The following is a 13,870-nucleotide window of genomic DNA, read 5'->3' as shown; positions in this document are numbered from 1 at the left end:
GGTTTAGAGCGCTAGCTTTAAACATAAATAAAATTAAGTGTTTGAAAGGGGAAGAAACAGCGTATGAAGAAAAGGAGTAAGCTGATCGTCAATGTCTTGTCGGTGCTGATGATTGTGGCGTTGCTTGCAGGTTGTTCCGGCAAAGGCGGTAATACCGCACAGGAACCTAACAGTTCTAACGCGGGCAATACACAGGAGCAGAACAATGCTCAGGGTGATGGTTCAGGTCTTTATGAACTGGGCAAGGAACCGCTGAACATTACCTTGTACGGTAATTACGATTGGTATACGATGCCGAAGTGGGGCGAGGAACCTACAACCAAGTGGGTACAGGAGAACAAGAAAGTAACTGTTACCGAGATTCCCAACGGAGGCAACACTGCACAAAAGCTGAACACTATGATTGCTTCTGGTGAACTTCCCGACATCATTTGGGGTGAGCGTGGTGCGGACGTAGAACGTTTGCGCGAAGCTGGCTTGCTCGTACCGCTGGATGATTATATCGATAAATATCCGAACTTGAAGAAATGGATCGATCCGGTAGCGCTCAAGATGCTCCGCTCTCCGGATGGCAAGCTGTATCAATTCCCGAACTGGTATACAAATCGCCCGAACGGGAACGCAGGCTGGGTAGTGAATAAGAAAATCTATAAAGAGCTTGGCGAGCCTAAGCTGGAGACTACCGATGATCTGTATGCTTATTTGAAGCAAGTTAAGGAGAAATTCCCTAACGTAGTTCCGTTCGAGACCGACCTGGCTGCTGAAGGACATGGTCTGGATCAAATTTACTCCGCATTTAAGGAAGATAACTTTACCTTTACTAGATTCTACGCTGTACCGGACGGAGATAACATGAAGTCGATCTATAAGGATGAACCGTTCCGTGAATCTGTAGTATATGCTGCAAAATTGTTCCGTGAAGGCTTGATGACGCAAGATGCGATGACTCAAACACGCGACCAGGTGGATGAGAAGCTGATTAACGGCCGTGTGGCTGTGTATGCATCTGCTAACCCTACTGTATACGCGATGACCGCTGACGCAGAACTGAGAAAGAAAGATCCGCAAGACGGTTATTTCATGGTATGGCCGATTCACAAAGAAGGACTCGATAAGAACAAGATCTATCCGGGGACTTACAATAAATTGGGCTGGAACGCCGCTGTAATTACGACCAGTGCAAAAAATCCGGAAGCTGTATTTGCATTCCTGGATTGGTGGACCGGTCCTGAAGGTACAACGCTTCAATTCTGGGGTCTTGAAGGGGAGTACTGGCAAGGCTATGAGGAAGATGGATACACGCCTAAATTTACTGAGAAGTATGTAACGCAAAGAGATCAGTTGACGAAGTATCAGACGGACATGGACCCGATTATGTGGGTAGGCAACACCGTGTTTGCCGACGATACGAAGGGGAAATACGAATCGACATTAGCCGAAGATGAGCGGAACTGGGCAACATACTGGCAGTACCAAATTACATGGAAGACTCAGGGCGATGCCACGCAATTCGTAAATATGTCGCCAATGCCGGATTCTGAGGAAGGTATCGCTTACCAGCGTGCGCGTGATATCTGGCTTCAGGTTAGGGCGCAAACCTTGTACGCGAAGACCGACGATGAAGTGCTCGCGCTTCTGGACAAAGCGTATGAAGATACGATGTCTGCCGGCTTTGACAAAGTGCTTGCTTATTACGTAAATAAATGGAATGAGAATAAAGCAGTTATTAACGGCAACTAATTAAAACTTTGGAAGGGACTCATTATAGGGTCCCTTCTTTGCCAATTTGTCGTATCCCATTGATCTGATACATAAGGATATCTATTCAGGAAGAATTGGACAGAGTATACTGGAATATACAACCAACACTCGGGAGGCGTTGTCAGCATGTATAAAGTGTTGTTGGCTGATGATGAAATGCTGGATCTGGAAGGTATGAAGCAGTTTATCCCCTGGTCTGAGCTGGGGCTTGAAGTTGTTGCGGCAGTAAGCAACGGATTTTCCGCTTGCGAAGTGCTGGAACAGCAGAAGATAGATATTTTGGTCACTGATGTAAATATGCCGAATATGTCCGGTCTTGAGCTGGCTAGAATTGCGATCCAGAAGAGCGCGAATATTCGGATTATTTTTGTAAGCGGTTATCAGGATTTTCACTATGTAAAGCAGGCTCTGTCGCTGAAAGCCTGCAGCTATGTGCTCAAGCCGATGGATGATAATGAATTGATCGCTTCGCTAAAGAGCATTATACAGGAGCTTATGGAGGAGACGCGGCGCAAGGAGACCGAGGAGCAGTACCAGCATTTGAAGCCCATGGCCAAGAATGATCTGCTATTCCGTCTGCTTGAAGGCGAGCCGGTCTTGGGGACGAACGAGCAGATGAAGAGGCTGGTCTCAGCCTATGGGCTGGATTATCTCGAAGCTCCGCTATGTGTATCGGTACTGGAGATCGATGAACTGAATCTGAAGTCCATCCCGAATGAACGGAACAGGGGGCATGAGTCTGCCGTCACCGTTCACTCTTTCTCGGATCAAAGTCTGCAGCAACTGCAAGAGGTTATTCAGGATCAGGGAATGCATTGGTGCAAACTGTCGCGGAACCGGCTGGCAGCCGTGCTTCACAGACCGCTATTGGAGCGAAGCATGGAACAAATGCGCACTGCCCTGAACCATGAACTGGCTGTACCCGTAACGATAGGCTTGGGCGGCATGGTCGAAAATATTTTTCAATTATCGCTTTCCTATAAGCAGGCGCTTGAAGCGCTGGACGGCAAGATGTTCTTCGGGCGTGGCCAGTTAATCAGGTATGAGGATGTCCGTAAGGCGCCGGAGCTTAGAGATGCCAGAACGCTCGACATACGGCTCGATGCGCTGTTCAAGGCGATGGTTACATACGATCTGGTCAGAATTCATGATGAGATTGATAATTTATTTCTGTCGGTCTCCACATTGCGATCCAAGTTCACAATCTACAATCTGGCTACCTATATCATTTTTAAGTTGGACCAGTATCTGCATACTCTGGATGAGGATCTGTTCGAGATGCTGGGGATGGAGTTGGACAGTCTTGATGTCGTACTGAAGTTCGAAATGATGGAGGATATTCGCTCCTGGCTCATCAGGCGTGTATTCGAAATTTCCGAAATGATACATCAGAAGGAAGCATCCAAGAACAGCAGACTTATTCGGGAGATTATGAAGATCGTCAAAGGGCGGCTGCATGAGAATATCACCTTAAAGGACATCGCCCAGCAATTTTCATTCTCCCCGAACTATTTAGGGTATTTATTTAAGGAAGAAGTGGGCAAGAGCTTCAGTGAGGTGCTTATCACGATGCGCATGGAGCGGGCGCGCGAGCTGTTGAAGGACCCGACGCTCAAAATCTATGAGGTTGCCGATCAGGTTGGGTATCGTTACATCCCCTATTTCAGCAAGCAGTTCAAAGAGACCTTCGGAATGACACCGGCTGAATACCGCAAACGAGAATGATGACGGAGGGTGACTATGCCAGCCCCAAAATTGCAGAGAACTATGAAGTTTATCCCCTTTGGGTATAAGCTGATGTTGACATATATGGTCTTTATCATTATACCGGTCATAGCGATCGGTTATTTCTCGCATACGATGTACCAGGAATCGATCCGCAAGCAGACGAGGAATAACATTCAGGGAACAATCACCCAGATCAAAGATAACATTGAATATAAAATGGCTGATGTGGAACGTATCTCTAATATGTTGTACTACGATTATTCGTTAATCACCGAGCTCAGGAGCTATAAGATGGGATGGGACAACCATGAGCGGATTACAAAAATCATCATGCCCAAATTCGATATTGCGCTAAATGCGACGGGACTCAATATTGCTATGTACATATTTCTGGATAACGATACACTTCCGGAAAAATACAACGGTTCTTTTGATAATGAAAACCCGGACCTCTTGGAGCGAATTAAGACCTATAACTTATATCATCTGGACCGCATAGAGGACAAAAACTGGCATCGCAGTTTTCCAGAGGAGAAAATGGGGCAGACAATGGTCTGGCAGAAGGTGGAGCGCGACTATGAGCTGGGCCGAATTTCATTGCTCAGGCGTCTGGTTGATATGAAAAGTCCGTTAAACCTGAAGGAAGTTGGATTCATGCGATTCAGCGTGCGCAAGCAGGAGCTGTTCCAGGCAGTGGATTATACGAAGATTGGTGATGGCGGCGCACTTCTAATCCGGGATGAGAACGGGAATATCATGTATCTCTCTGGTCAAATGCCGGATATGATCGATCATGTGAACGGAACGGTAGATAAAAATAATTACCTGGTCATTAAAGACAATGTCGGCAAACAAAATTGGGAACTGGTCGCTTACGTGCCGATGACAGTCATGGAGCGCGACTCGGCCCGGGTGAAAATGTTCATCATTGCGATTTGCCTGCTCTGTCTGGTTGTATTTACTTTTGCCGGCATGTTTATTTCACGCTACTTCTCGATTCGGATGAATAAGGTCGTGTCTGTACTGAACGCCTATCGGGAAGGCGAATTGCATAAGCGGATGGGATATCATGGGAAGGATGAATTTTCCGAGATCGCTTCGGCCTTAAATGAGATGGGCCAAAATATTAATCATCTGATCGAGGAAGTCTATGTGACCCAGATCGAGAAGAAAGAGGCCGAGCTGGAATCGCTGCAAGCACAGATTAACCCGCATTTTCTGTATAATACTTTGTCATCCATCAGCAGGTTGGCCAAGTTCGGTCAGATCGACAAACTGCAGCAAATGGTACTCGACCTGGCCAAGTTCTACCGACTGTCCTTGAATGAAGGGAGAACCTTGATTCCCGTCCGCAGCGAGCTAGAGCAGGCGGAGGCGTATATGAGCATCCAGAAGACGAAATTCGGAGATGCGGTAACGATTGGTTATGATATTGATCCGGCGATCGGGAAATATGAGACGATCAAATTGATACTACAGCCTTTTATAGAGAATGCATTCGAGCATGCCCGGATGGGGGATTCTTTACATATTCGCATCGTCGGCCGGCTTGAAGGGAAACAGATCATATTCAAAATTATCGATAATGGAATAGGGATGTCAGCAGAGCGGATTAGACAGATTTTTGATCCGATTGAAGGGCTCAACACCGGCTTCGGGATTCGCAATGTGCACAGTAGAATTCAGCTTCATTTTGGCAGTGAGTACGGGGTTACCATCGGCAGCGGACGCGGGATCGGCACGACTGTGCAGATCGTGATTCCTGCCAGAGAGAGCGATAAAACATAGATAGGTAGAGCTTCAGAACCTGAAATTCGGGATACCAGGTCTATATCGGCCCAATAACAACGCGATGTTGTCGGTGTTAGCCCACACTTCCTTGGGGAAGCACGCATATATTATGCCAAGACCCCAGGAGGTGAGCGCATTTGGCGACATCAGTCGGTTATCAAGAGGCCCGTAAATATGTGAATAAACGTGTTAAAATCAAGACAAAGACAGGCGCTGTTCTGTACGGAACGATCATTAAGGTCTCGGACAAGAAGCTACTGCTTAAGGTGAGCGGGGTTCATAATAAGGGTAGCAAGGCGCACGCCACTTTCTTCCCGTTTATTTTGCCGCTTGCCTTATTTGATTTGCTGGCAATCATTCTTTTGTTATGAGGCCCCATCAAAGTAGAAGAATATACGAGAACGAAGAGCAAAGCCGGTGGATGTATATCCGCCGGTTTAGTTTTTTGATAAGTAGAATCTATGAACCTTCTGTTATGTTGTTAAACTTTTGGTAGATTTATTTTTAACAATTTCATAATACTGTCCAAATACACAGGATGTACCCTAATAGAAATGTCGATGGAAGCCAAGCAATCTATCGGATTTACATTAAGGATTAAGGAGAGTGTTAGGATTTTGAAAATTATAGTACAAGGCACACGATGGATTTCATTGCTTGTTCTGAGCTGCTTGCTGCTGGGACTGGTCGTTCCGGCCGGATTAGCGAGGGCAATGGATTTGCAGATGAATCACGTCCCTTCCGCTGCATATAAGCAGCAGGATTATACGATTGATGCTGTTATTACAAATAATGGACAATCAGTAACAGGAGCGGTATATTATGAGGTCGATGCACAACCCCAAGCTCCGATTTCGCTGGATTGGATAGCAGACAGTACATATCGGACCGTGATCCCGGCGGATCGCCTTAACGGTCAGCAGCTTGATTATTATATCGAGGTGACTGAACAGGGTGGGCTATCGATTCGATCAACAGGGTATCATGTAGAACTTCAGGATGTTAGCGGCATGCCGGGAGGAACTAACGGTTCCCCTGATTTGTTAATCACGGAGCTGGTACCGGATACGGAAAATGTGTCTGGCTCGGATGCCTATGAATATGTAGAGGTATATAACAATACGGACAAGACGATTCAATTCGGTCAAAATTACTATTTCTACTATAACAATAAAGACAAATGGACACCGGATTCTAGCATCTCGATTCCGGCGCATTCCCCTATTGTATTTTGGGTTATGAATGGGGTGAACGAGACGATCGGTGAGCAGGATTTTATCCGCAATTTCAGTGCGGCCGCTGATCTTGTAGAAGGTGTGAATCTATTTCGGATCAATGGTAACGGGGGGATGGCCAATACGGCATCTCGGAATATTCAAATCCGCAGCGCAGTTGATAACAGCGTCATCGTATCGGCAACGTATGATAAAGAGCATGTCTCGTTAAATAAGGGGATCGTGTACCAGCTGCCGGATACGAACAGTGTCGATATGGTCCTCCTTCCCACCGCCGGGAAGACCCTGGCAACGCCAGGAATTGTGCAGGATGAACAATTGATTCAGAGAGCAGAAGGAACGCAGCCTATAATTGTTCATACTCCGGCGGAAACTGTGAATGTACAGGATCTGGAAATTGTGGCCACAGTAAAAAATCTTTCCGATGGCGTCAATCCTATTCCGGAAGTCCAGCTGCTGTATAAGACGCCTTCACAGGTACGCTTTACAGCAGCTGCAATGAGCAATTCGGGCGGTGAGCAGTATCGCGCTACAATTCCGGCAGCCGCTCTGGTAGAGTCCAGACTGGATTACAAGATTCGGGTCAGAAGCACGGTGGAGAGCTATTCTGTAAATGTGAATATCCCGCAATTCAATGCGGATCACGTGCCTCAATTACTGGTGACAGAGCTTGTACCGAACTCGACGAATGTAACGGGAACTTCCTCCGATGCTTATGAATTTATCGAAATATATAACAACACCGATCAGTCAGTAAACTTCAACAATTACAAAATCTATTACCGCTACCCTGACAAGGGCGTTGGATCAGATGTGAAGTGGGCCTCGACGAAAACTGATCTGGTCATTCCAGCTCAGAAGTCGGTGGTCTTCTGGATCATTAATAGTATGAACAGCGGTTATTCCGTAGACGATTTTAACAATTTCTATCATACCAATCTAGTAATGAATGATAATCTGTTCCAAATCCAGAGTGATGGAATGGCCAACTCTGGCTCCAGAGGCGTCGTGATCAAGACGAATACGGAGCGTGAAATTTCCGCCGCTTATTATAACAGCGCTATTTTTTATGATGGCGGAACTGCGGGAGATGAGACAAGAGAGGATAACGCGATTGAGTTCAAATATCCTGTAGACGGTAGCACGACGATGATCAAGATCAGCTCAGGCATAGGCGCGCCTACGCCTGGTACAGTGAATCCTGCGCAGGTACCGGCTGTTCCGGTCCATGTGGTACCTGATATGATCGAACCGGAAATAGAAGATATGACGGGAGTCACCGTCGTAGATCAGGCAGAGGCGCTTCACCTTCAGGCCTTTGCCAAGGATGATCGTCAAGTGGCCTCTGTTCAGGTATTTATCCGATCTGACAAGCAGCCTCAATACGTCCAGCATAACCTGATAGAGGACTATAACGACAAGCTGTATCACTATAAATTAACATCAGCCGATTTAATCGGCCGCTCATATATTGAGTATTATTTTGTAGTCTCGGATGGTACGAATGAGATCAAGTCCAATACGGTCCGGGTTAACGTGGTTGGCGGTCCCGATAACTCTCCGCTTCGATTGAATGTGAAGGATGGAGATGTTGTTCACGGAGAGATGACGCTCAAGGGGACAGCCGAACAAGCAGGCCCGGATGAATTGCAGCTTCGCGTAGATGGGAAAGTCTTGAACGAACAGGATACCTTCCCTACGCTTGAGCAGGATGCTTACTTCGTATTTGAAGCGAACAGCGTTGATTATTATTTTAAAAATGCGATTACGATGGGAGATCCGTCATTAAAAGACAAGACGATTCTTTATACGTTTATGGATCCGATCACCAGTTATACCACTCTATCATTCCCGATTGAAGCGAGCCGCCTGCAGTTGGGGGAGGAGAATACCATCTATATCCGCGCAGGGTCCAAGTCTTCTCCTTTTGATGACCGGGTAGAAGAGAATAAGGATGATTTCGAGATCAAAAACGTCAGGCTGCTTCTCGCTGATGGCACAGAAATCTGGGATCCTAGCTATGCGGTACGCGACAAAGAGATCAAGATGGGAGACAGTTCCGGCAAGCAAGAGTGGATCGGCTTTCACTTTCATTTGACGCCAGAGCTGCTTAAATCCAAGGCTTACTCCTGGGATACCCGCAACGTGGCCGATGGAGAGCACACGGTTGAACTATTGCGTGGAACAGATAAATTAAAATCCACGGTGATTGTTGATAATACCGCGCCTTCCATTCAGGCCACGATAGAGGATGGCAAGGAATATCGCGGGCAGTTCACCATTGATGCAAGCGCGGAGGATCATGGGGCCGGGATCGATCGGCTTGATGCGAAGCTGGATGATCAATCCGTCGTCTTGCCTTATGTTACTTCGTCCGGAAAATTAAAGGGCGGAGCGCATGTTCTTGTTCTGGAAGCTGCTGATAAAGTGGGCAATAAGTCACAACAGACCATTCGCTTCAACGTGCCGAATGAGAATCCGAACCAGCCGGAGCTTGTATCTCCGCGGCAGGGCCAGGAAAAGGTATCGCTCCGTCCTGATCTGACCGTGAAAGTGACGGACCCGACCGAAGATCCGATGGATGTGTTCTTCTATCGAGGATTTAAATATGACGGGAATCGTGCGGAAGGATTTACAGGTTATAAGAATGCCTCCGATACCGAACCGCCAAAGATGATGGTTCCGCAAGGCGAACAGGCTTTGACCGCACAGGAATATGAAGATATCCGCGCGGTGGATGGCAAGTATTTGGTAAATGATGCGGTGGATCAGTTCCCATATCAGCGTTATGAAATTGCATTAGACTCGTCTATCAAGCCGTCTGATCAAGTAAACATCGTGTGGAATGGGCATTCTCTTGAAGGCCGGAAAGTCAGTTTGTATGCATGGAGCGAGCCTGCACAGCGATGGGAGCAGCTTGTCTACAAGATTGCCGGAACAGAGGATTTCGAGCTTAGCGCGACGGTCCTGGCCGGTGATTACATGCTTCACCAGGCGAAGGCCAATACGATACAGATCATGATTCAGGATGAGATTGCTGCCGCTTCCAAATCAGGACCGGTCAGTGATGATCCGTATGATTTCTCCTTCTTATGGATGTCCGATACCCAATATTACTCACAGGACTATCCTTATATTTATCAGAAGAATGTGGAGTGGATTGCCGACAACAAGGACAGGATCAAATTGAAATACGTGATTCATACCGGGGATATCGTCGATAAGGAATACCAGGAATATCAGTGGCTGGAAGCGGATAAGGATATGAAGGTGCTGGAGAATGCCAACATTCCTTATGGCGTATTGGCCGGCAATCATGACGTAGGTCACCAGCAAAATGACTATACGAACTACTGGAAATATTTTGGTGAGGACCGATTTAAGAATATGCCAACCTTCGCCGGCTCATACGATAATAACCGCGGTCACTATGACCTCGTATCCGCAGGAGGTAATGATTTTATCATCGTTTATATGGGTTGGGGACTGGGTGACAAAGAGATCGAATGGATGAATCAGGTCGTTGCCAAATATCCGGAGAGAAAGGCGATTCTGGCCTTGCATGAATACTTGCTAGTGTCGAACAATCGCGCTCCGATCGCGGACCAAATCTTCGAGAAGGTCATTAAGCCTAATAAGAACGTGATTGCTGCCTTGAGTGGCCACTATCATGACGCCCAGCTGAAAATTGATGAGCTGGATGATGATGGGGACGGCATCAGCGACCGCAAGGTATATCAAATGCTGGCCGATTATCAGGGAGCAGAGGAAGGTGGACTCGGATATATCCGTTTAATGCAGTTCGATATGAAGAATAACAAGCTGCACATGAAGACTTATTCGCCTTATTTGGATGATTACAATTATTATGATCCGCAGGTTTACCCGGGCAAAGATGAGTTCTCGCTGGATCTTGATTTGCAGCCGAAGACGAAGCGCGTTGCTACGGATTATATCGGTGTGAAGGTCTACACCGACCAGCTGATCGGTCAAAAGACGCAGGTAGAGAGCGGTGCAAATGCTACAGCAGGGTGGAGTGGACTCGCCTCTGATCGTTACTACCAGTGGTATGTGAGAGCCAATGACGAGTTCAGCGGCAGCGCTACCTCCGACATCTGGGGATTCTACACAGGAAGCGCAACAGAACCGGGCCGTCCGGACCCAAATCCTGAACCGAAGCCGGACCCGACTCCTGATCCGGGGACAACGGCTCCGGGTGCAGGCGGCCATAGCGGGACTACTCCAAATCCGGGTGCTTCAAGCCAGCTGAAGGATGGAGTTATTGTAGCTGAAGCGGGTGAAGATGGCTCTTATTCAGTCAGTAAGCCGATTCTGGAACAGGCGATTCAAGCTGCAAAGGGAACAATCCTGATTCAATTGCAGGACGCGGGTGAGGCGGCCAAGCTTGATTTGGACGCCGCGGTTTTGGGACAATTGCAAGAACGCAAGCTGACGATTTGTGTTGATGCCGGGTCTATCGCTCTCACGATTCCGGCAACGTCACTGACGAGCGATGCAATCGAAGCGGACAAGGTGATTCTGTATATTGAGACGATCAGCAATCCATCTCTTCGTACCGATTTACAGACAGTATTGAATAGAAATGCAGATTATCGCTCCACGGATCTGGTCTATACACTGCGAATGGTTGCTGTGAAAGCAGGCCAGGAGATAGGGATCGACCGTCTTGCCGGACCGGTTAAGGTGGAGAGAAAGGTTGCTCCTGGACAGCTAAACTGGGATTATGCCGGTATCTATCGGATTGCTGGTGGTCAAGCTGCATATTTAGGGGGTGCCTTTAATAAAGGCAGCCTGGAATTTACAACGGATCAGCTATCTTCATTCGCTGTACTTGAGTATCATAAGGCTTTCGCGGATGTCACAGGTACTTGGGCCCAGGATTACATTCAAAAGCTGACGGCCAAGCATGTGATTAACGGCGTTGATTTGCAGCACTTCCAGCCGAATCAGGAGATGAGCCGCGCCGACTTCGTCACGCTTCTCGTTCGGGCATCGGGGCTGCCAGCGGCAGAAGGGGCTTCGCCATTTAACGATGTAGCCTCTAACACCTACTACGGAGGTTATGTGACAGTGGCAGCAGAGCTTGGATTAATCCAGGGAAGCGGAGGAGCATTCCGTCCGCAAGCAGAGATTACGCGTGAGGAAGCAGCTGTTGTGATAGACCGCTGGATGTCTTATTTGCATAAAACCTCGGCGGGCACGGTGGATACGGTCTTCACTGATCGTGCTGAAATTTCGGCTTGGGCGAAGGAAGCGGTAAACCGCCTGCAGGCGCAAAATGTTATCAATGGCAAAGGAAATCAGCGCTTTGACCCGCAGGGTGAGCTTACCCGGGCGGAAGTTGCGAAGATGATCTATGTCGTTATGAACCGGTAAGTCAGTCAAAAGGGTGTCCCTCCAAGCCATGATCATGGCCCGGGGACACCCTTTTTATCGTTCATATCTCGGAAATAGTTCATACTCATCGCTGCTTGAGCTTCCTGCATGGTCTCCTGTGCAATCGAATAGGCTCGACGCGTACCGGAGCTAAGAATATCATCGATATCACCCGGTCTGGATTCGTAGAAGGAACGGCATTCACGCATTGGTTCCAGAAGCGCGTTCAGCGCCGTGCGGAACTCGGTACAGCCGACCCGCCCTTTGGCTGCATTCAGGTGAATCTCGGGCAGCTCCTTCAGGCCGAAAGGCATGATGATAGGCGTAGATTGGACAGATATCCGGATGCTCGGGATGATGCTTATATATGCGGGGAGGAGCCGTCACGGCTTTGCGTATCTTTAGCTCAACCTTCGCCGACGTAGAATCAAGCTCGACCGCATTGCTTAGACTTTTGCTCATTTTGGCATTGCCGTTCGTATCGATTAAGCAGGAATTTTTGCTGATAATCGGGCGCGGTTCGGCAAATACCAGTCGATACATATACTTCCTTACTGGCTTGTCAAGCTAGTCTGCATAAACGGCCAAGTTCCCTCATAGACATGTATCAGTTTAGGAAATCAAACTGCAGAGGGGATGATCTCATGCGTCGGATCACGTGGATGCTGACAATCATAGTAGTGTTTGGCATCGTAATGACCGCATGCGGGAAAAAAGACGCCGCAGGTGTCGTTAAGGATTTGGACAAAGTCGTAACCAAGCTGGAGAGCTACCAGACATCCGGTACGATGACCTTGTATACCGGGGATAGTCCACAGGAATACAAGGTGGAGGTATGGCATCAGAAGCCAACCTATTACCGGATAGCACTCACGAACGCGCAGAAGAATGTCACTCAGATCGTGCTGCGCAACGACCAAGGCGTCTATGTACTGACGCCAAGCCTCAACAAGAGCTTCCGCTTCCAGAGCGACTGGCCGGAGAACCAAGGTCAGGTGTACTTGTACCAGACCCTGATACGCAGCATTCTAAGCGATAGCTCACGGCAGTTTGTAAGCGATAAGGACAACTATGTATTTGATGTGGCTGCGAATTACAATACGCATGCCCTGGTACGTCAGAAGATTTGGCTGGACAAGGAGAATTACGCACCGAAGCAGGTTCAAGTGTCGGATGCCCAGGCAAAGGTCGTTGTGGAAGTGAAATTCGATAAGTTCGATTTCAATACCAAATTTGACGACAAGTCATTCGATATGCAGCGTAATCTGGATGCAGCTGCACAGGATGCAAAGGGAACTATGCTTGAGGTAGATGAAAATGGAATGCTGATTGAGAAAGTACCTTCGGCTGACGAGACTGGGGCAGGAACGGACGAAGGCTCACCGGATGCCGCGGCGAACGGGCAAGGGACTGAAGAACCATCTACTCCGGCTCTCTCGGAACCATTCGGGATCATTGTTCCTACTTATTTACCAGAAGGAGTAGTGTACAGCGACAGCAAGGCTGTAGAAGACAGCGATCGTAGCATTGTCATTCAAAGATATGAAGGAGCTTATCAATTTACGATATCCGAGACAAGAGCAGCGGATCGAGCTACGTCACTTGTTCCAAGTGAGGTGGTGGATCTGGGATTTACAACAGGCTGGCTCGCAGGCGATGATCTGCAAACCTTGAGCTGGACGATTGATGGACTCGAATTCCGGATTACGAGCGATAATCTGCCTGTCACAGAAATGGTGAAGATCGCATCCTCGATGCAGGACCAGACAGGTAAATAATGGGGAGAAGGCGGTTTGCGGTTCATCCTGACGGTGTATTTTCCCGGCGGGAGAACCGTATTTCCGTCTTTTTTTGTCTTTGTCCAAAATATTACTTCACATATTTGCAAATATGGGGCTTGCAGCGGAATTGACATGAGAACCTCAGAACATTACGATAATTGTATCGTTTGGCATGGA

Annotated in this window: 7 protein-coding genes; 6 read left to right on the top strand and 1 reads right to left on the bottom strand. The window is 47.9% G+C overall.

Annotation, left to right across the window (positions count from 1 at the left end):
- The first annotated feature begins 63 nt into the window (after positions 1-63).
- The 5 genes from DMN77_RS08380 (at position 64) to DMN77_RS08360 (ending at position 11,912) form a co-directional block, all read left to right on the top strand.
- Positions 64-1,740 carry an extracellular solute-binding protein gene (locus DMN77_RS08380; protein WP_068779885.1) on the top strand — a complete coding sequence of 559 codons (1,677 nt, stop codon included), beginning with the start codon at positions 64-66 and terminating at the stop codon, positions 1,738-1,740.
- A 147-nt stretch (positions 1,741-1,887) separates the two neighbouring features.
- Positions 1,888-3,486, top strand: coding sequence for a response regulator (locus DMN77_RS08375; protein ID WP_068779886.1), 1,599 nt, complete (start codon positions 1,888-1,890; stop codon positions 3,484-3,486).
- A 15-nt stretch (positions 3,487-3,501) separates the two neighbouring features.
- A complete protein-coding gene (locus DMN77_RS08370; protein ID WP_068779887.1) occupies positions 3,502-5,277 on the top strand; it encodes a cache domain-containing sensor histidine kinase in 1,776 nt (591 codons plus the stop codon).
- Between the two features lie 140 nt (positions 5,278-5,417).
- Positions 5,418-5,651 carry a hypothetical protein gene (locus DMN77_RS08365; protein ID WP_068779888.1) on the top strand — a complete coding sequence of 78 codons (234 nt, stop codon included), beginning with the start codon at positions 5,418-5,420 and terminating at the stop codon, positions 5,649-5,651.
- Between the two features lie 246 nt (positions 5,652-5,897).
- Positions 5,898-11,912, top strand: a complete 6,015-nt coding sequence (locus DMN77_RS08360; RefSeq protein ID WP_179014421.1) for an S-layer homology domain-containing protein — start codon at positions 5,898-5,900, stop codon at positions 11,910-11,912.
- Between the two features lie 201 nt (positions 11,913-12,113).
- Here DMN77_RS08360 and DMN77_RS08355 read toward each other — a convergent pair whose 3' ends face one another.
- The gene (locus DMN77_RS08355) at positions 12,114-12,455 is read right to left on the bottom strand and encodes a hypothetical protein (protein WP_179014419.1); all 342 of its coding nucleotides are present in this window, start codon (positions 12,453-12,455) and stop codon (positions 12,114-12,116) included.
- A gap of 101 nt (positions 12,456-12,556) precedes the next feature.
- Here DMN77_RS08355 and DMN77_RS08350 point away from each other — a divergent pair, with 101 nt between their 5' ends.
- Positions 12,557-13,690, top strand: a complete 1,134-nt coding sequence (locus DMN77_RS08350; protein WP_179014418.1) for an outer membrane lipoprotein-sorting protein — start codon at positions 12,557-12,559, stop codon at positions 13,688-13,690.
- The last annotated feature ends 180 nt before the right edge of the window (positions 13,691-13,870 follow it).

Origin of the sequence: Paenibacillus sp. 79R4, from assembly GCF_013393165.1 — a bacterium.
Lineage (GTDB): Bacteria > Bacillota > Bacilli > Paenibacillales > Paenibacillaceae > Fontibacillus.
Note: the sequence above shows the minus strand (reverse complement) of the source record. Positions and strands in the feature narration are given on the sequence as shown.